Genomic DNA, 19,271 nt, shown 5'->3' with positions numbered 1-19,271 from the left:
TTTAGAGTCCGTACGCGGTGCGGGGCATCTGCATGCCCACACGCCGCGTGGCTCCGGAAGTGCGCGAGTTAGAGGCTGCGAGCAACCTGAACCTTCTCGAAGACTTCGATCTTGTCGCCAACCTTGACGTCGTTGTAGCTCTTGACGCCGATACCGCATTCCATGCCGGCACGTACTTCAGAAGCGTCATCCTTGAAGCGGCGCAGGGATTCCAGCTCGCCTTCGAAGATAACGATGTCTTCACGCAGTACACGGATTGGACGGTTACGGAACACGGTGCCTTCGACAACCATGCAGCCGGCGATCGCGCCGAATTTCGGCGAGCGGAACACGTCACGTACTTCGGCGATACCCAGGATGTTCTCCCGGACGTCGCTGCCAAGCATGCCGGTGAGGGCTTTCTTGACGTCTTCGATGATGTCGTAGATGACGTTGTAGTAACGCATGTCCAGGCCTTCCTGCTCGACGATCTTGCGAGCGCCAGCATCGGCACGCACGTTGAAGCCGAACAGTACAGCGTTGGAAGCCAATGCCAGGTTGGCGTCGGATTCGGTGATACCACCGACACCGCCACCGACAACGCGCACTTGCACTTCGTCGTTACCCAGGCCATTCAAGGCGCCGTTCAACGCTTCGAGGGAACCACGTACGTCAGATTTGAGGACGATGTTAAGCGTCTTCTTCTCTTCCTGGCCCATGTTCTCGAAGATGTTTTCCAGCTTGCCGGCGTGAGCACGGGCCAGCTTGACTTCACGGAACTTGCCTTGACGGAACAGAGCCACTTCACGGGCTTTCTTCTCGTCGGCAACTACGCTCATCTCGTCGCCAGCGTCCGGGGTACCGTCCAGGCCGAGGATCTCGACCGGGATAGCAGGACCTGCTTCCTTGATTGGCTTGCCGTTCTCGTCGAGCATGGCACGTACACGGCCGTAGTTCGAACCGACCAGTACCATGTCGCCTTGGCGCAGGGTGCCATCTTGAACCAGAACGGTCGCAACCGGGCCACGGCCCTTGTCGAGACGGGACTCAACCACCACACCACGGCCAGGAGCCGATGGAGTCGCGGTCAGTTCCAGAACCTCGGCTTGCAACAGAACGGCTTCGAGCAGTTCGTCAACGCCGGTACCCATCTTCGCGGAGACTGGTACGAATGGTGTGTCGCCACCCCACTCTTCGGATGTCACGCCGTGAACCGACAGTTCGCTACGGATGCGATCGAGATCAGCGCCCGGCTTGTCGATTTTGTTCACCGCAACCACCAACGGAACGCCAGCTGCCTTGGCATGCTGAACGGCTTCGATGGTTTGTGGCATCACGCCGTCGTCGGCTGCAACCACCAGGATCACGATGTCGGTCGCCTTGGCACCACGGGCACGCATTGCGGTAAACGCGGCGTGACCAGGGGTATCGAGGAACGTCACCATGCCACGGTCGGTTTCAACGTGGTACGCGCCGATGTGCTGGGTGATACCGCCGGCTTCGCCCGCAGCCACCTTGGCACGACGGATGTAGTCGAGCAGGGAAGTTTTACCGTGGTCAACGTGGCCCATTACGGTCACAACCGGTGCACGGGAAACAGCCTCACCTTCAAACTTCAGGGACTCGGCCAAGGAATCTTCCAGGGCGGTGTCGCTGACCAGGGTCACTTTGTGGCCCAATTCTTCAGCCACAAGCTGGGCAGTTTCCTGATCCAGTACCTGGTTGATGGTGGCTGGAGTACCCAGCTTGAACATGAACTTGATGATTTCAGCTGCCTTGACCGACATCTGCTGGGCCAGATCGCCCACAGTGATGGTCTCGCCGATCTTCACTTCACGCACGACAGGGCCGGTTGGGCTCTGGAAACCGTGGGCGTTGCGTTTCTTCAGCTTGGCCTTGCCGCGACCACCACGACGGAAGCCATCGCTTTCTTCGTCGGTAGTACGTGGGGCAACGCGTGGAGCAGGTGCTTTCTCTTTGACCGAAGCACGATGTGGAGCGTTTTTGCGCTCGCCATCGCCACCACCACCGCGACGATTGTTATCGTCAGCACGTGGCTTGTCCGGACGACGAGGTTCGTCGCGTTTACGGGCGTCAGCAGCAGGTGCTGGTGCAGCGGCAACCGGAGCGGCCTCACGCACAGCTTCTACCGGCGCGCTAGGCGCGGCGACCGCTTCAGTGGCAGCGGGTTGCGCAGCAGCAGGCTGGCGACGCGCTTCTTCTTCGGCGCGACGCTTGGCTTCTTCTTCAGCCTTCTGACGAGCAGCATTTTCTACTGCGCGACGTTCTTCCAGTTCGCGTTTGCGCTCGGCTTCGATTTCTTCCGGGCTGCGCTGTACGAAGACTTTCTTCTTGCGTACTTCAACGCTGATGCTCTTGCTACCAGCAACACGCAGGGTGCTGGTGGTTTTGCGCTGCAATGTAATCTTGCGCGGTTCTTCCACTTTCGCCTTGTGGCTGCTCTTCAAGTGAGTCAGCAAAGACTGCTTCTCACTATCGCTCACACCTTCATCGGCGGCGGTGTGCGGCAGACCTGCCTCACGCATCTGCTGCAACAGGCGCTCTACCGGTGTTTTGACCTCATCGGCCAGTTGTTTCACCGTGACTTGCGTCATGCACTTCTCTCCTCAGGCCGCGCCTAGTTACTCGAACCAATGGGCTCGGGCGGCCATGATCAACTTGCCGGCACGATCATCGTCAATGCCGTCGATGTCGAGCAGATCGTCAATAGACTGCTCGGCCAGGTCTTCGCGGGTAATTACGCCGCGCACCGCCAGTTCCATCGCCAAATCCTTGTCCATACCCTCAAGCGAGAGCAGGTCTTCGGCCGGATGGGCGTCTGCCAGCTTTTCCTCAGTAGCGATGGCTTTAGTCAACAAACGATCCTTGGCCCGAGCGCGAAGCTCGTTGACGGTGTCTTCGTCAAAGCCGTCGATGTTGAGCATTTCTTCCAACGGTACGTAGGCAATCTCTTCCAGGCTGGTGAAGCCTTCATCTACCAGCACCTGCGCCAGGTCTTCATCGACTTCCAACTCTTCGATGAAGTTGCGCAGGATGTCACCGGTTTCAGCTTGCTGCTTAGCCTGGATGTCCGATTCGGTCATCACGTTCAGGGTCCAACCGGTCAGTTGGCTGGCCAGACGCACGTTCTGACCACCACGACCAATGGCCTGAGCCAGATTGTCTGCGCCAACGGCGATGTCCATTGCATGGGCATCTTCGTCAACGATAATTGCCGCCACTTCAGCCGGCGACATGGCGTTGATCACGAACTGCGCCGGGTTATCGTCCCACAGGACGATGTCCACACGCTCACCGCCCAACTCACCCGACACTGCCTGGACGCGCGAACCGCGCATACCGATGCAAGCGCCTTGCGGGTCGATGCGTTTGTCCTTGGAGCGGACCGCGATCTTGGCACGCGAACCCGGGTCGCGGGACGCAGCCATGACTTCGATCAGACCTTCGGCGATCTCCGGCACTTCGATACGGAACAGCTCGATCAGCATTTCCGGCGCGGTACGCGACAGGATCAACTGAGGGCCGCGGTTCTCGGTGCGGATTTCCTTGAGCAACGCACGCAAGCGCACGCCGACACGGAAGGTTTCGCGAGAGATGATGTCTTCGCGGGCCAGCAACGCTTCGGCGTTGTTGCCCAGGTCGACGATCACGTTGTCGCGGGTGACTTTTTTCACGGTGCCGGAGATGATTTCACCCAGGCGCTCGCGATAGGCGTCAACGACTTGAGCGCGCTCGGCTTCGCGAACCTTCTGCACGATGACCTGCTTGGCAGTCTGTGCAGCGATACGGCCGAATTCGATCGATTCGATCTTTTCTTCGACGACATCACCGACCTTGGCGCCAGGATGCGTTTCGGCAACCTTGCTTGGCCAGGTTTCGATGGCCGGATCATCAAGATCGGCTTCTTCAACGACCGTCCAGCGACGGAAAGTCTCATAGGCACCGGTGTGGCGGTTGATTTCCACACGCAGATCAACTTCGTCTTCAAAACGCTTTTTGGTAGCAGTGGCCAGGGCCAGCTCCAGCGCTTCAAAAATCACGTTTGCCGGTACGCCCTTTTCATTGGATACCGACTCAACAACCAGCAGTACTTCTTTGCTCATCGTACGCCTCGCCTTTCGCAAGCCATTGGATCCGCGGGATCCGCGTCTCAGTCAAAACTGGGAATAATGTTGGCCTTGTCGATCATATCGATCGGCAACAGGAATTCATGGTCTTCTACCTGCACCACGACATCCTGTTCTTCTACACCGCGCAGAAGGCCCTGAAAGTTGCGTCGCCCTTCAAAGGGAGATCGCAGCTTGATCTTCACTTGTTCACCGGCAAATTTTGCAAACTGATCAATAGTGAACAGTGGGCGTTCCATGCCTGGCGAGGAAACTTCGAGGGTGTATTCAACGGAGATCGGATCTTCAACATCCAGCACACCGCTGATCTGACGGCTGACAATGGCACAATCGTCCACCAGCACGCCGCCCTCTTTATCGATATAAACGCGCAACATTGAGTGGCGACCTTGAGCCGAAAACTCAATACCCCAGCATTCATAGCCTAGGGCCACGACCACCGGGGCCAACAAGGCCTGCAACTCTTCTAGCTTGCTCGACACCTGAACCCCCTCGTGCATGTATGTGCATGCTGTGCAAAATAAAAAAATGGGCGAAACGCCCATCCTTGAAACGCCGTCGAACAGCGGCGTTGAAAGTGTCCAGCTAACAAAAAGCCCCTTAAAAGGGGCTCCGCTAAAACTGGTTGCGGGGGCCGGATTTGAACCGACGACCTTCGGGTTATGAGCCCGACGAGCTACCAGACTGCTCCACCCCGCGACAAAGCTGGGGCGGAAGTATACGACCGATCCCTTACAGGGTCAATGTAACCTTCCACCTACAAGAAAGCCCGCAACAGCGGGCTCTCCTGATAATTGGTACCGAGAAGGGGACTCGAACCCCTACACCCTATGGGCACAACCACCTCAAGGTTGCGTGTCTACCAATTCCACCACCTCGGCAATACAGCGCTTACAACCTTCTTACTTCTGCTCTTGAGCTGGAGGTACGTCAGTCGCTGGAGTAGCCGACTTTTGCTCTTGAAGCACCGGGACATCATCAGAAGCCGGTTTTGCTTTTGGTACTTCCAACACTGCTGGGTTTGGGAGACCTACTTGAGTCAGCACATGAGCTTTCTCTTTAGCAAAGTAACCTAACCCCAAGCTGGTTATGAAGAAACCGGCGGCAAGTATAGCAGTAAACTTACTAAGAAAGGTAGAGGAACCTTGGCTTCCGAACACAGTATTTGAAGCACCTGCACCGAAAGACGCACCAGCATCCGCACCTTTACCCTGTTGCAACAAAACCAGGGCAACTACGCCCAGGGCAGCCAACAGATGAAAAACGACTACGACTGTTTCCAGCATTTTTTCAGTTTCCCGCGGCGCGACAGATCGCACCGAACTCATCTGCATTCAGGGAAGCTCCACCAATGAGCCCCCCATCGATATCCGGCATGCCGAACAGTTCGACCGCATTGGCCGCCTTCACGCTGCCGCCGTATAGAAGACGCACACCTTGTGCGACTTCAGAATTCTCTGCCGCCAACTGCGCGCGGATGGCTGCGTGCACATCCTGCGCCTGTTGCGGTGTAGCAGTCAGCCCGGTACCAATGGCCCAGACCGGCTCGTAAGCAATAACTGCCTTTGCAAACGCACCAACACCCAGCTCCTCGATGATGCTGCCCAGCTGACGCGAGACAACTTCAAGAGTCTTGCCCGATTCACGCTGCTCCAGGGTCTCCCCTATGCACAGCACTGGAATCAAGCCACAAGCCTGTGCCGCTGCGAACTTGCGATTGAGTGTCCCATCACGCTCGCCCATCATCTGACGGCGCTCGGAGTGCCCGACAAGCACATAGGAACAACCTGCATCGATCAACTGACTCGGCGAAATCTCGCCGGTCAACGCACCTTGCATCGGCTCCACCGCAGAGTTCTGCGCGCCGACCTGGATCGACTTGCCTTTCAAGCCATCAACCACTTGATTGATATGCAAGCAAGGCGGAAAAACCGCAACATCGACACCGCTAGGCAAGGCCAAGTGACGAAGGCCATTGATCAGCTCAGCGACACTGGCGCGGGTACCGTGCATCTTCCAGTTACCAGCTACCATAGTGCGACGCATGCTGTACCTCGTCGGTCAAAGTGGGCGCAGATGTTACCCAACCACATCATCACTGGCAAGCCGAATTCAGGCGCAAACTTCAGTTACCAGTTTTGCCAGGTCTTCGGCATGGCCGCGAACCTGTGTTTCGTCGTCACCTTCGACCATGACGCGCACCAGCGGCTCTGTGCCGGACTTGCGCAACAGCACGCGGCCACGCCCCGCCATTGCCAGGGTCACGCGCTCGCACGCCTCTTTGACAGCCGGGTGCTCGATCGGGTTTTCGCCGCCGGCAAACCGTACATTCAGCAGTACTTGCGGACATTTGCGCAGCGCCTGGCGCGCCTGGGCCAAGCTCTCTTCGCGACGGCGCAGCGACAACAGAACCTGCAGCGCAGCAATGATCGCATCGCCCGTAGTGGTGTGCTGGAAGCAGACAACGTGACCGGAATTCTCGCCACCCACCTGCCAGTTACGCTCGAGCAGCTCGGCGATCACATAGCGGTCACCGACATTGGCGCGCACAAACGGAATACCCAGGTCCGCCAAGGCCAATTCAAGCCCCAGGTTACTCATCAAGGTACCGACAACACCGCCTTGCAGCTTGTTACGCTCGTGCAGGTCGCGGGCAATGATGAACAAGAGGTCATCGCCATCAACGATGGCCCCGGTGTGATCCACCATCAGCACACGGTCACCGTCACCGTCAAAAGCAATGCCCAGGTCGGCATGTTCGGCAAGGACGGCGGCCTGCAATTGCTCCATGTGTGTGGAGCCGCAGTTGTCATTGATGTTCAGCCCGTTAGGCTGGGCCGACAGGACTGTAACGTCCGCGCCCAATTCCTTGAATACGCTTGGCGCCACTTTGTAGGTCGCGCCATGTGCGCAATCGACCACAATCTTCAGTCCGGCGAAATTGGTGCTGCTGGGCACACTGCTTTTGCAAAATTCGATATACCGGCCAGAGGCGTCATTGATTCGCGACACCTTGCCCAGCTTGCTGGACTCAACCACCGTCATCGGCGTATCCAGCAGCTCTTCGATCATCAACTCGATCTCGTCCGGCAGCTTGGTGCCCTGCCCCGAGAAGAATTTGATGCCGTTGTCATCATGAGGATTGTGCGAAGCACTGATCACAATACCGGCTTCAGCGTGAAAGGTACGCGTCAGGTAAGCGATCGCCGGTGTCGGCATGGGGCCTAGCAGCATGACATCTGCGCCCGCGGCGGACAGGCCAGCCTCGAGCGCGGATTCGAACATGTAACCGGAAATACGAGTGTCTTTACCCACCAGGATGCGGCAAGCGCCCATGCTCCGGAACGCCATGCCCGCAGCCCAACCTAGCTTGAGCATGAAATCAGGAGTAATCGGGTATTCGCCGACCCGACCACGGATACCGTCGGTGCCAAAGTATTTCTTAGTCATAAGTGCTCCATCATTCTTATTCGGCTGATTCTACTGCGGCAATCATGCGCACCACATCCACTGTTTCGGCAACATCATGCACACGCAAGATACGCGCGCCTTTGCTTACTGCAAGCGCTGCCAGTGCAAGACCACCGTACAGCCGCTCACCCACCGGGCGATTCAGGGCCAGCCCTATCATGCTTTTGCGCGAAACGCCGACCAGAAGGGGTCGACCAAGGGCATGCAGGGATTCCATATGTTTGAACAGACTTAGATTGTGCTGCAGGGTCTTGGCGAAGCCAAAGCCGGGATCAAGGATGATCTTTTCCGCAGCAATCCCCGCGACAGTACATTGAGCGACCCGCTCAGCGAGGAAACCGCTGACTTCGCCCACAAGATCATCATAGTGAGGATTGTCCTGCATATTGCCGGGTTCTCCGAGCATATGCATCAGGCACACCGGCAACCCGGTCGCGGCAGCAGCATCAAGGGCACCGTCGCGCTGGAGGGAGCGCACATCGTTGATCAACCCCGCGCCCAGCCGCGCAGTTTCGCGCATCACTGCTGGCGTCGAGGTGTCCACCGAGATGATCACATCCAGCTCACGCGCAATGCGCTCGACTATTGGCGCCACTCGCTCCAGCTCCTCCAAGGGAGAAACCACGCGAGCGCCAGGCCGAGTCGACTCACCACCGACATCAATCAGCGTCGCCCCTGCGGCGACCATCGCCTCTGCATGACGCAATGCAGCATCAAGCTGGCTGAAGCGGCCACCGTCGGAAAAGGAGTCAGGGGTTACATTAAGAATGCCCATGACATGTGTATGGGCCAAATCAAGAACCCGGTTGCCGCAAGGCAACCGGGTGGAGGACAACGCAGAAGTCATTTCAAACCTTAGTGGTCGGCTGCAGGGCCGCCGATCGGGGTTTCAGGGCGTTCATTCTGAACCACCGGCGGTGTGCCAGAGGTGCCCGAACCGCCTTCCCAATCGCGAGGCTCACGCGGCGTGCGGCCAGCCATGATGTCGTCGATCTGGTCGGCATCAATGGTCTCGTACTTCATCAGCGCGTCGGCCATCGCGTCCAGCTTGTCGCGGTTATCAGTCAGGATCTGCTTGGCCGTGCCGTAGCACTGGTCAATGATACTGCGCACTTCGGAGTCGATCAGCTTGGCTGTCTCACCGGAGAAGCTGGCGTTTTGACCGCCACCGCCACGACCTAGGAACACTTCGCCTTCTTCCTCGGCATACATCAGCGGGCCGAGTTTTTCCGACAAGCCCCACTTGGTCACCATGTTCCGTGCAATCTGGCTGGCACGCATGATGTCGTTGGAAGCGCCGGTAGTGACACCATCGAAGCCCAGGGTCATCTCCTCAGCAATCCGGCCACCGTACAGCGAGCAGATCTGGCTGATCAGTGCACGCTTGGAGAGGCTATAGCGATCCTCTTCCGGCAGGAACATCGTGACACCCAGCGCCCGACCACGAGGAATGATCGACACTTTGTAGACCGGGTCGTGCTCAGGCACAACGCGACCGACAATGGCGTGACCGGCTTCGTGATAAGCGGTGTTCTGCTTCTCTTTCTCGGACATGACCATGGATTTGCGCTCGGCGCCCATCATGATCTTGTCTTTCGCCAATTCGAACTCTTTCATCTCCACGATGCGCTTGCCGGTACGGGCAGCAAACAACGAAGCCTCGTTGACCAGGTTGGCCAGGTCGGCACCGGAGAAGCCTGGAGTACCACGGGCAATCACGGCCGGAGCCACGTCGTCACCCATTGGCACTTTGCGCATGTGTACTTTCAGGATCTGTTCGCGACCACGGATATCCGGCAAGCCAACCACAACCTGGCGGTCGAAACGGCCTGGACGCAGCAACGCAGGGTCCAGAACGTCCGGACGGTTGGTTGCAGCAATCACGATGATGCCGTCGTTCATTTCAAAGCCGTCCATCTCAACCAGCAACTGGTTAAGGGTCTGCTCACGCTCATCATGACCGCCGCCCATGCCGGCGCCACGGTGGCGACCAACGGCGTCGATTTCATCGATGAAAATGATGCAAGGCGCATGCTTTTTAGCCTGTTCGAACATATCGCGAACACGGCTGGCGCCCACGCCGACGAACATCTCGACGAAGTCAGAACCGGAAATGGTGAAGAAAGGCACCTTCGCCTCACCAGCAATCGCCTTGGCCAGCAAGGTTTTACCGGTACCCGGAGGACCAACCATCAACACACCGCGAGGAATGCGGCCGCCGAGGCGCTGGAATTTGCCCGGATCGCGCAGGAACTCGACCAACTCGCCCACTTCTTCTTTGGCTTCGTCGCAACCAGCAACGTCAGCCAGGGTGGTTTTCACCTGATCTTCGGAGAGCAGGCGTGCCTTGCTCTTGCCAAAGCTCATCGGCCCGCCCTTGCCGCCCGCACCGCCTTGCATCTGGCGCATGAAGAACATGAACACGGCAATGATCACCAGGATCGGGAAGCTGGCTACCAGCAACTGGGTCCAAATGCTCTGCTGCTCAGGCTGCTTGCCTTCGACAACCACGTGGTTGTCCACCAGGTCGCCGATCAGACCGTTGTCCTGGATTGCCGGACGAATGGTCTTGAAGCTGTCGCCATCGTTGCGTTTGCCGGTGATCACGTAGCCATCAACCGCTACGCGCTCGACCTTGCCATCCTTAACTTGCTGGATGAAGTCGGAATAGTTGAGGGTCTGCGGCTCGTTAGGGCTGGAGAAGTTGTTCATCACCGTCACCAGGACAGCCGCGATGATCAACCACAGGATCAGATTCTTTGCCATATCGTTCAATTAACTACCCTCTGAAGCAAGCTCCGCTACTGGCGCGCGCTTCGCATGATATTCACCGGCCTAACTTACTACATTACCTACAACACTGGCAGGCGCCGTCTGTAACCCTTTGTGAAACTTTGACTACACAATATTCGTAAAGCTTCGTGACGAAAGCGATATAAAAAAACCTATCGACTCCCTTCAAACCTTCAAAGACGCTCATCACTGGCGGCGCCTTCGATTCCGCGGAACCCCCGCGCCAACAGATACTGCTCGCGAGACCGGTCACGAGAAGAGTCCGGTTTGCGCATCTGTACCTTGTCGAACAGCTTGCGGATGTTCTTGTGGTACTCGTCGAAGCCTTCACCCTGGAAGACCTTGACCAGGAAATCACCACCCGGACGCAATACCCGACCCGCCAGATCCAGTGCCAACTCGCAGAGGAACATGGCGCGCGGCATATCAACAGCCGGTAATCCACTCATATTGGGGGCCATGTCGGAAATCACAAGGTCCACTTGCGAATTTCCTACAGCTTCCAGGATCTCGGCCAGGACAGCGTCCTGGGTAAAGTCACCGTGTACAAAGGTCACATCCGGGATACTGTCCATCTCCAGGATGTCGGAAGCGATCAAGCGGCCTTGCCCACCAATCAGACGACTGGCCACCTGGGACCAGCCACCCGGGGCGGCGCCCAGGTCGATCACGCTCATGCCGGGGCGAAACAATTTGTCCTTGTCCTGCAGCTCCAGCAGCTTGTAGCTGGCCCGGGAACGGTAGCCGTCCTTTTGCGCCTTTTTGACGTAAGGATCGTTGAAATGTTCTTGTAGCCACTTAAGGCTGGTTTTGGAACGGGCCACGGGCCACCTCGAAAAATAAAACGGGTCGTGATTAACTGGGCGGTCCCGGACTCGCTCGGGTAAACTGGCCGCCGCTTTTTACAAGATCAGACGCAGGGGTCAGATTATGCCGCTCACTCAAGAGCAGAAGAAACAGTACAAATCCATTGGCCACCATCTGAAACCAGTTCTGATTGTGGCAGATAACGGTTTGACTGAAGGTGTGTTAGCCGAATTCGAACGTGCACTGAACGATCATGAACTGATCAAGATCAAGGTCAACATCCTTGACCGCGAAGCGCGCCTGGCCGCCATTGCAGAACTGTGCAAGGTGGGCAAAGCGGACCTGGTCCAGGTCATCGGCAAGATGGCGCTGCTTTATCGCAAGAACTTCAGCGTCAACAAGCAACTGTCGAACGTACACCGCTTCAAGTAGCGTTTAAATTACAAAAGGGTCATGGGCGCGCTTCGCGTGCCCTGCCACTCCATCCCGGTGCCGGCTGCATGACCAGCACCAGGCCGGAGAACCCTAGCACAAGATAGCTGAACAGCTGCCAGCGCAACGCCTCCGGCAGCCAGACATGCACCACACAAAACATTGCGCACGCATACAGCGCCATCAACAGCAGTTGCCCGCGAATATCCCGCCATAGACTCCCCAAGCCCTCGGCCTTGACCAGCACCAACGCCTGGAGCGTCACGCACGCCGCCGCGAAACCCACCAGCAACGCGCTGAGTAATCCATCGATCTCATCGATCAGCAACGGTGCCAGGCCAATAAGGCCCAGCGCCGGCAGTACACCAATATGCAACAACCACAGGCCGCCGACCCAAAGCATCTGGGAAAGCTGCCAAAGCATGGCGCCCGCACGAAGCGGGCGCCGCCTTTCAGACGTGACGAACTTCAACGATCTCGTACTCGATTACGCCGCCTGGCGTCTTCACAGCCACCACATCGCCCTCTTCCTTAGCAATCAAGGCGCGGGCAAGTGGAGAACCGACGGAAATCTTGCCGAGTTTGAAGTCAGCCTCATCTTCGCCAACGATGTGATAGACCACACTTTCGTCAGTCTCGACGTTGGCGATTTCCACAGTCGTGCCGAAAATCACCTTGCCAGTCTTCGGAATGGTCGTCACATCGATGACCACCGAGTTCTGCAGGCGGCCTTCGATGTCACGGATCCGCGCCTCGACCATACCCTGCTGCTCGCGGGCAGCATGGTATTCGGCGTTTTCCTTCAGGTCACCCAGTTCGCGGGCCGTACCGATGTCCTGGCTCAGCTTTGGACGTACGACCTTGGTCAGATGGGCGTGCTCCTCTTCCAGGGCCTTAAAGCCCTGGACGGTCATTGGGTATTTGGTCATGCCTTCAATCCTGCGTGTAGATCCTGCAAGCGACGCACGGTCTTTTCCGGACCGAACTTGAGCGCTTCGCAGATGGCTTCGCCAGCAGCAATGGTGGTGGTGCAGTAGATCTTGTGCTGCAAGGCGTTACGACGAATGGAGTAGGAATCCGCGATCGATTGACGACCCTCGGTGGTGTTGATGATCAGCGTGACTTCGTCATTCTTGATCATGTCGACCACATGCGGACGGCCTTCCGTCACCTTGTTCACGCGACGCACTTTCAGGCCGGCAGCTTCGATCAGCTTGGCGGTCCCGGCGGTGGCCACGACTTCGAAGCCCAAGTTGATCAGATCACGGGCTACACCTGCAACCAGTGGCTTGTCGTCATCACGCACGCTGATGAAGGCAGTACCGCCGGTCGGCAGTACTTCGCTGGCGCCCATCTGGGCCTTGGCGAAAGCTTCACCGAAGGTATCGCCTACACCCATCACTTCACCGGTGGACTTCATCTCTGGGCCCAGGATCGGGTCCACACCCGGGAACTTGGCGAATGGGAACACCGCCTCTTTCACGCTGTAGAAGTTTGGAATGATTTCCTTGGTGAAGCCGATTTCCTTCAGGGTCTTACCTGCCATCACGCGGGCAGCGATCATGGCCAGGGAGACACCGATGCACTTGGAAACAAATGGCACGGTACGCGAAGCACGCGGGTTGACTTCAATGACGTAGATGTCTTCGCCTTGCAGCGCCAACTGTACGTTCATCAGGCCGACTACACCCAATTCCAAGGCCATTTTCTTGACCTGTTCGCGCATCTCATCTTGGATGTGCGCCGGCAGCGAGTAAGGCGGCAGCGAGCAAGCGGAGTCACCGGAGTGAACGCCAGCCTGTTCGATGTGCTGCATGATCGCGCCGATCACTACATCGGTACCGTCGCAGACCGCATCCACATCCATCTCGATGGCGCAGTTGAGGAAGTGGTCAAGCAGCACCGGGCTGTCGTTGGACACTTTCACCGCATCGCGCAGGTAACGCTTGAGCTCTTCTTCTTCGTAGACAATTTCCATCGCACGGCCGCCCAGTACATAGGACGGGCGCACCACCAGCGGGTAGCCGATCTTGCTGGCTGCACGGATGGCTTCGTCTTCGCTGCGCACAGTGGCGTTTGGCGGCTGACGCAGGTTCAGGCGCTCAACCATTTGCTGGAAGCGCTCGCGGTCTTCTGCACGGTCGATAGCGTCCGGGCTGGTGCCAATGATCGGAACGCCGGCGGCTTCCAAGGCACGCGCCAGTTTCAGCGGGGTTTGGCCGCCGTACTGGACGATCACGCCTTTCGGCTTCTCGACGCGTACGATTTCCAGCACGTCTTCCAGGGTCACTGGCTCGAAGTACAGGCGGTCGGAGGTGTCGTAGTCGGTGGAAACGGTTTCCGGGTTGCAGTTGACCATGATGGTCTCGTAGCCATCTTCGCGCAGCGCGAGGGCGGCGTGGACGCAGCAATAGTCAAACTCGATACCCTGGCCGATACGGTTTGGACCGCCACCCAGAATCATGATCTTGTCGCGACCCGACGGCGCGGCTTCGCACTCTTCCTCATAGGTGGAGTACAGGTAGGCGGTGTCGGTGGAGAACTCGGCCGCGCAGGTGTCAACGCGCTTGTAGACCGGGAAGATCTCCAGCTTGTGGCGATGTGTGCGCAGGTTCTTCTCGGTCACACCCAGCAATTTGGCCAGACGCTGGTCGGAGAAGCCTTTGCGCTTGAGGCGGAACATCATGTCGCGGTCGATGCTGGCCAGACCCAGGGTCTTGACCTTCTCTTCTTCCTTGATCAGATCTTCGATCTGTACCAGGAACCACGGATCGATCATGTTCATGCCGAAGATGTCTTCGACGGTCATGCCGGCGCGGAAGGCGTCAGCCACGTACCAGATACGCTCGGCGCCAGGCACGGTCAGCTCGCGTTTGAGCACGCTCATGCTTTCCGGGTTGCTCAGGTCGAGTTTCTCGTCCAGGCCGCAAACGCCCACTTCCAGGCCGCGCAGTGCTTTCTGCAGGGATTCCTGGAACGTGCGACCGATGGCCATGACTTCACCCACAGATTTCATCTGGGTGGTCAGGCGTGCATCAGCCTTGGCGAATTTCTCGAAGGCAAAACGTGGCAGCTTGGTGACCACGTAGTCGATGGATGGCTCGAAGGACGCCGGGGTCTTGCCGCCGGTGATGTCGTTCGACAATTCGTCCAGGGTGTAGCCCACGGCCAGCTTGGCAGCGACCTTGGCGATCGGGAAGCCGGTGGCTTTCGATGCCAGGGCCGACGAACGGGATACACGCGGGTTCATCTCGATCACGACCATACGGCCAGTGTTCGGGCAGATACCGAACTGAACGTTGGAACCGCCGGTTTCCACGCCGATCTCGCGCAATACCGCCAGGGAGGCGTTACGCAGGATCTGGTATTCCTTATCGGTCAGGGTTTGTGCCGGCGCCACGGTGATCGAGTCACCGGTGTGCACGCCCATCGGGTCGAAGTTTTCGATGGAGCAGACGATGATGCAGTTGTCCTTCTTATCGCGGACCACCTCCATCTCGTATTCTTTCCAGCCGATCAGGGATTCGTCGATCAGCAGCTCTTTGGTCGGCGACAGGTCCAGGCCGCGGGCGCAGATCTCTTCGAACTCTTCACGGTTGTATGCGATACCGCCACCAGTGCCGCCCATGGTGAAGGACGGACGGATGATGCACGGGAAGCCCAGGGTCTCGAGGACCGCATTGGCTTCTTCCATGCTGTGGGCGATACCGGAACGCGGGCAAGCCAGGCCGATGGACTTCATGGCCTTGTCGAAACGCGAACGGTCTTCAGCCTTGTCGATGGTGTCGGCATTGGCGCCGATCATCTCTACGCCGAATTTTTCCAGGACGCCTTCGCGCTCCAGGTCCAGGGCGCAGTTCAATGCAGTCTGGCCGCCCATGGTTGGCAGCAGCGCGTCTGGACGCTCTTTTTCGATGATCTTGGCAACGGTCTGCCACTTGATCGGCTCGATGTAGGTAGCGTCGGCCATGGCCGGGTCGGTCATGATGGTGGCTGGGTTGGAGTTCACCAGGATGACGCGGTAGCCCTCCTCGCGCAGGGCTTTACAGGCCTGGGCGCCAGAGTAGTCGAATTCGCAGGCCTGGCCGATCACGATCGGGCCAGCGCCGAGAATCAGGATGCTTTTTATGTCTGTACGTTTTGGCATGGGTTTGTCACTCAAATCCGCAGGTCAGTCGGCAAGCCGTCTTGAACAATCTTTGAAGAGCCTGCGGGGGCCACCGAAATCCGGGGCCGCCCGCAGGCCGCTCAGTCAGCGTCGCTTGGCCATCTCATTGATGAAACGATCGAACAGCGGCGCTACGTCGTTCGGGCCCGGGCTGGCTTCAGGGTGGCCCTGGAAGCTGAACGCGCTCTTGTCGGTGCGCTCGATACCCTGCAGGGAACCGTCGAACAGCGACTTGTGAGTGGCGCGCACGTTGCTCGGCAAGGTGGCTTCATCTACCGCAAAACCGTGGTTCTGGCTGGTGATCATCACAACGCCGGTGTCCAGGTCTTGCACAGGGTGGTTGGCACCGTGGTGGCCGTGCCCCATTTTCAGGGTCTTGGCGCCGGAGGCCAGGGCCAGCAACTGGTGGCCGAGGCAGATACCGAATACTGGAATCTCGGTTTCCAGCACGTCCTTGATCGCCTGGATAGCGTAGTCGCAAGGCTCAGGGTCACCCGGGCCGTTGGACAGGAACACGCCGTCCGGCTGCAGGGCGAGCACGTCGCTGGCCGGGGTTTGCGCCGGCACCACGGTCACGCGGCAACCGCGCTCGACCAGCATGCGCAGGATGTTGTACTTCACACCGTAGTCGTAGGCGACCACGTGGTAAGGCAACTCGGCAGCATCGATGGTCGCGTGGCTGTCCGTCTTCAAGTCCCAGACCGTGGAGCGCCACTCGTACTTCTCTTTGACGCTGACGACTTTCGCCAGGTCCATGCCCTTCAGGCCAGGGAAGCCTTGCGCTGCGGCAATCGCCGCCTCTTCGGAAATATTGTCACCGACCATGATGCAGCCGTTCTGCGAGCCTTTTTCACGCAGGATGCGTGTCAGGCGGCGCGTATCGATACCAGCGATCGCCACAACGTTGTTGGCTTTCAAGTAATCGGACAGCGACATCGTGTTACGCCAGTTGCTCGCAACCAGTGGCAGGTCGCGAATCACCAGACCAGCCGACCAGACACGATCAGACTCGACATCTTCCGGTGTAGTACCGGTGTTGCCGATGTGCGGATAGGTCAGGGTAACGATCTGTTGGGCGTAGGAAGGATCGGTAAGGATTTCCTGATAGCCGGTCATGGCAGTGTTAAACACCACCTCTCCAACGGTCTGACCGTCGGCTCCAATGGCTTCGCCGCGAAAAATGCTGCCATCAGCAAGGGCGAGTATGGCTGGCTTAGTCAAGAAGACCTCCCGTAAATAAAGCCTGAAAGGGCGATCGCAGGTTGTAAAAAAGCGGAGTGACGTATGGACACGTCACCCCGCTTCTTCACTGAATTATTCTGCGCGCTTTTAGTGGACACACTAAAGCTGTAGCTTACAGAAAAAGGCTTTTTTGGTCCACCGCTAATGAGCCTTAAAGGCAGGGGAATGCGACAGGGCGTCGCTTAGCGGGTAAAAACGGGGCCTAAGCATAAGCTTGAGACCCCTTTTTTGCTACTGATTAGTGCAGATCCAGCACATCGCGCATGTCGTAAAGGCCCGCCTCGCGACCTTCCAGCCAGAGCGCAGCACGTACCGCCCCCTTGGCAAACGTCATGCGACTGGACGCCTTGTGCGTGATTTCCAGGCGCTCACCCTCCGTGGCGAACAATACGGTGTGATCCCCCACCACATCACCACCGCGTACGGTTGCAAACCCGATGGTGTCACGCGCACGCGCACCGGTATGGCCTTCGCGCCCGTACACTGCCACTTTCGACAAGTCGCGACCGAGCGCATCGGCAATCGCCTCACCCATGCGCAGCGCGGTGCCCGAAGGTGCGTCGATCTTGTGGCGGTGATGGGTCTCGATGATTTCGATATCCGCTTCATCCCCGAGCACACGGGCCGCCAGATCAAGCAGCTTGAGCGACAGGTTCACACCCACGCTGAAGTTGGCTGCGAAGACGATAGGAATATCCTTGCCCGCCTCCACCAGCAACTGCTTCTGATCAAGCGTCAAACCGGTGGTGCCGATCACCATCGCCTTGCCCGCCTTGCGGCAAAAAGCCAGGTTCTTCAGCATCACATCCGGCAGAGTGAAATCGATCAGCACGTCGAACTCGTCGGCCACCTGCTCCAGGTTGCCGGACAACGAAACACCGATACGCCCCAACGAAGCCAACTCACCGGCATCCGCGCCAATCAACGTGCTGCCCGGACGAACGATCGCCGCGGTCAGCCCGGAGGCCGGCGAGCGCTGCTGCACCGCTTCGACCAGCGTCTTGCCCATGCGCCCGGCAGCGCCCATTACGGCTATACGTCGCATACTCAATTCCTTACAGGTCACCGAAGAAGCGCTTCACGCCATCGAAAAAGCCCGCGGTTTTCGGCGAGTGGGAGTCATCACCCTCCATCGAACTGCGGAACTCTTCCAGCAGTTCGCGCTGACGGCGATTCAGGTTGACCGGCGTTTCCACCGCCACACGACACATCAGGTCACCAGCGCCACCACCGCGCACCGGCGCAACGCCTTTGCCACGGATGCGGAACTGTTTGCCGGTCTGCGTGCCTTCAGGGATCTTGAGCTTGACGCGACCATCAAGGGTCGGAATCTCCAACTCGCCACCCAGCGCCGCATCAACAAAGCTGATTGGCACTTCACAGAACAGGTGCTTGCCGTCGCGCTGGAAGATCGAATGCTCGCGCACGTTGATCACCACGTACAGGTCGCCCGTAGGCCCACCCTGGGTACCCGCCTCGCCTTCGCCCGACAGGCGAATACGGTCACCGGTATCCACGCCAGCCGGCACTTTTACCGACAGCGTCTTGTACTCTTCGACACGACCTTCGCCGTGACAGGAGTCGCACGGATCGGAAATGATCTTGCCCTGGCCATGGCAGCGCGGGCAGGTCTGCTGCACCGAGAAGAAGCCCTGCTGCATGCGGACCTGACCAATACCACCGCACGTCGGGCAGGTGATGGGCGACGAGCCCTTCTTGGCGCCCGAGCCATCGCACGGCTTGCAGTTGACCAGCGTCGGCACACGGATATTGACACTGGTACCGCGCACGGCTTCTTCCAGGTTCAACTCCAGCGTGTAGCGCAAGTCGCTGCCACGCTGGGCACCACCACGCTGACCACCCCGACCACCGCCGAAGAAGTCGCTGAATACGTCGCCGAAAATGTCGGAGAAGTTCTGACCGCCAAAACCGGCACCGCCGCCGCCCATGCTTGGGTCGACACCGGCATGGCCATACTGGTCGTAGGCCGCACGCTTGTTGGGATCAGACAGGCATTCGTAGGCCTCATTGGCCTCTTTGAACATCTCTTCGGATTCTTTGCTGTCCGGATTACGGTCCGGGTGGTGCTTCATCGCCAAGCGACGGTAGGCCTTCTTCAGGTCCGTCTCGCTGGAGCCGCGCTCCACACCCAACACTTCGTAATAGTCACGCTTTGCCATAAGTCTTTGCACTCTTAAGGACGTTCAGCCAGACCCTCCTGAGCCCTGCCA

The 19,271-nt window shown here is 58.3% G+C and carries 16 protein-coding genes and 2 tRNA genes; 1 reads left to right on the top strand and 17 read right to left on the bottom strand.

All coding sequences use genetic code 11. The features are described from left to right. Positions 1 to 68: 68 nt before the first annotated feature. The 11 genes from infB to rlmE form a co-directional block, all read right to left on the bottom strand. Positions 69 to 2,594 carry a translation initiation factor IF-2 gene (gene infB / locus KHP07_RS26935; RefSeq protein WP_078050216.1) on the bottom strand — a complete coding sequence of 842 codons (2,526 nt, stop codon included), beginning with the start codon at positions 2,592 to 2,594 and terminating at the stop codon, positions 69 to 71. 27 nt (positions 2,595 to 2,621) lie between these two features. Continuing rightward, entirely contained in the window at positions 2,622 to 4,103 is a 1,482-nt protein-coding gene (nusA, locus tag KHP07_RS26930; protein WP_025857112.1) for a transcription termination factor NusA, read from the bottom strand. Positions 4,104 to 4,150: 47 nt separating this feature from the next. Continuing rightward, positions 4,151 to 4,609 (bottom strand): ribosome maturation factor RimP, encoded by a 459-nt coding sequence (gene rimP, locus KHP07_RS26925; protein WP_003235029.1) that lies wholly within the window; start codon positions 4,607 to 4,609, stop codon positions 4,151 to 4,153. Positions 4,610 to 4,749: 140 nt separating this feature from the next. Beyond that, positions 4,750 to 4,826 (bottom strand) — tRNA-Met (locus KHP07_RS26920). A 96-nt stretch (positions 4,827 to 4,922) separates the two neighbouring features. Further along, positions 4,923 to 5,008: transfer RNA gene (locus KHP07_RS26915), tRNA-Leu, on the bottom strand. A gap of 21 nt (positions 5,009 to 5,029) precedes the next feature. Next, positions 5,030 to 5,413 carry a preprotein translocase subunit SecG gene (secG, locus tag KHP07_RS26910; protein ID WP_010206600.1) on the bottom strand — a complete coding sequence of 128 codons (384 nt, stop codon included), beginning with the start codon at positions 5,411 to 5,413 and terminating at the stop codon, positions 5,030 to 5,032. 4 nt (positions 5,414 to 5,417) lie between these two features. Next, entirely contained in the window at positions 5,418 to 6,173 is a 756-nt protein-coding gene (gene tpiA, locus KHP07_RS26905; protein ID WP_078050217.1) for a triose-phosphate isomerase, read from the bottom strand. A 66-nt stretch (positions 6,174 to 6,239) separates the two neighbouring features. After that, entirely contained in the window at positions 6,240 to 7,577 is a 1,338-nt protein-coding gene (gene glmM / locus KHP07_RS26900; RefSeq protein ID WP_214498347.1) for a phosphoglucosamine mutase, read from the bottom strand. Between the two features lie 16 nt (positions 7,578 to 7,593). Beyond that, complete coding sequence (gene folP / locus KHP07_RS26895) at positions 7,594 to 8,445, bottom strand: dihydropteroate synthase (protein WP_078050219.1); 852 nt, start codon at positions 8,443 to 8,445, stop codon at positions 7,594 to 7,596. An 8-nt stretch (positions 8,446 to 8,453) separates the two neighbouring features. Beyond that, on the bottom strand, positions 8,454 to 10,364 hold the full coding sequence (gene ftsH / locus KHP07_RS26890; RefSeq protein ID WP_010562674.1) for an ATP-dependent zinc metalloprotease FtsH: 1,911 nt from the start codon (positions 10,362 to 10,364) through the stop codon (positions 8,454 to 8,456). 200 nt (positions 10,365 to 10,564) lie between these two features. After that, positions 10,565 to 11,215 (bottom strand): 23S rRNA (uridine(2552)-2'-O)-methyltransferase RlmE, encoded by a 651-nt coding sequence (rlmE, locus tag KHP07_RS26885; protein ID WP_010206606.1) that lies wholly within the window; start codon positions 11,213 to 11,215, stop codon positions 10,565 to 10,567. Positions 11,216 to 11,321: 106 nt separating this feature from the next. On the opposite strand from rlmE, the gene KHP07_RS26880 reads away from it, so the two are divergent. Beyond that, positions 11,322 to 11,630: a YhbY family RNA-binding protein gene (locus tag KHP07_RS26880; protein ID WP_010206607.1), complete on the top strand. Its 309-nt coding sequence runs from the start codon at positions 11,322 to 11,324 to the stop codon at positions 11,628 to 11,630. Positions 11,631 to 11,649: 19 nt separating this feature from the next. Here KHP07_RS26880 and KHP07_RS26875 read toward each other — a convergent pair whose 3' ends face one another. The 6 genes from KHP07_RS26875 to dnaJ form a co-directional block, all read right to left on the bottom strand. Then, positions 11,650 to 12,054 (bottom strand): MFS transporter, encoded by a 405-nt coding sequence (locus KHP07_RS26875; RefSeq protein WP_078050220.1) that lies wholly within the window; start codon positions 12,052 to 12,054, stop codon positions 11,650 to 11,652. A 28-nt stretch (positions 12,055 to 12,082) separates the two neighbouring features. Then, positions 12,083 to 12,559 (bottom strand): transcription elongation factor GreA, encoded by a 477-nt coding sequence (gene greA, locus KHP07_RS26870; RefSeq protein WP_003235048.1) that lies wholly within the window; start codon positions 12,557 to 12,559, stop codon positions 12,083 to 12,085. Further along, on the bottom strand, positions 12,556 to 15,777 hold the full coding sequence (gene carB, locus KHP07_RS26865) for a carbamoyl-phosphate synthase large subunit (protein ID WP_010206612.1): 3,222 nt from the start codon (positions 15,775 to 15,777) through the stop codon (positions 12,556 to 12,558). The genes greA and carB overlap by 4 nt, the downstream gene beginning before the upstream one ends. Before the next feature lie 105 nt (positions 15,778 to 15,882). Beyond that, positions 15,883 to 17,019: a glutamine-hydrolyzing carbamoyl-phosphate synthase small subunit gene (gene carA / locus KHP07_RS26860; RefSeq protein ID WP_214498346.1), complete on the bottom strand. Its 1,137-nt coding sequence runs from the start codon at positions 17,017 to 17,019 to the stop codon at positions 15,883 to 15,885. A 259-nt stretch (positions 17,020 to 17,278) separates the two neighbouring features. Further along, positions 17,279 to 18,085 (bottom strand): 4-hydroxy-tetrahydrodipicolinate reductase, encoded by an 807-nt coding sequence (dapB, locus tag KHP07_RS26855; protein ID WP_078050221.1) that lies wholly within the window; start codon positions 18,083 to 18,085, stop codon positions 17,279 to 17,281. Positions 18,086 to 18,095: 10 nt separating this feature from the next. Next, a complete protein-coding gene (dnaJ, locus tag KHP07_RS26850) occupies positions 18,096 to 19,220 on the bottom strand; it encodes a molecular chaperone DnaJ (RefSeq protein WP_071489991.1) in 1,125 nt (374 codons plus the stop codon). Positions 19,221 to 19,271 lie beyond the last annotated feature (51 nt).

The sequence above is a fragment of the Pseudomonas sp. VS40 genome, from assembly GCF_018587885.1.
In the GTDB taxonomy this organism is placed as follows: Bacteria; Pseudomonadota; Gammaproteobacteria; order Pseudomonadales; family Pseudomonadaceae; genus Aquipseudomonas; species Aquipseudomonas pergaminensis.
Note: the sequence above shows the minus strand (reverse complement) of the source record. Positions and strands in the feature narration are given on the sequence as shown.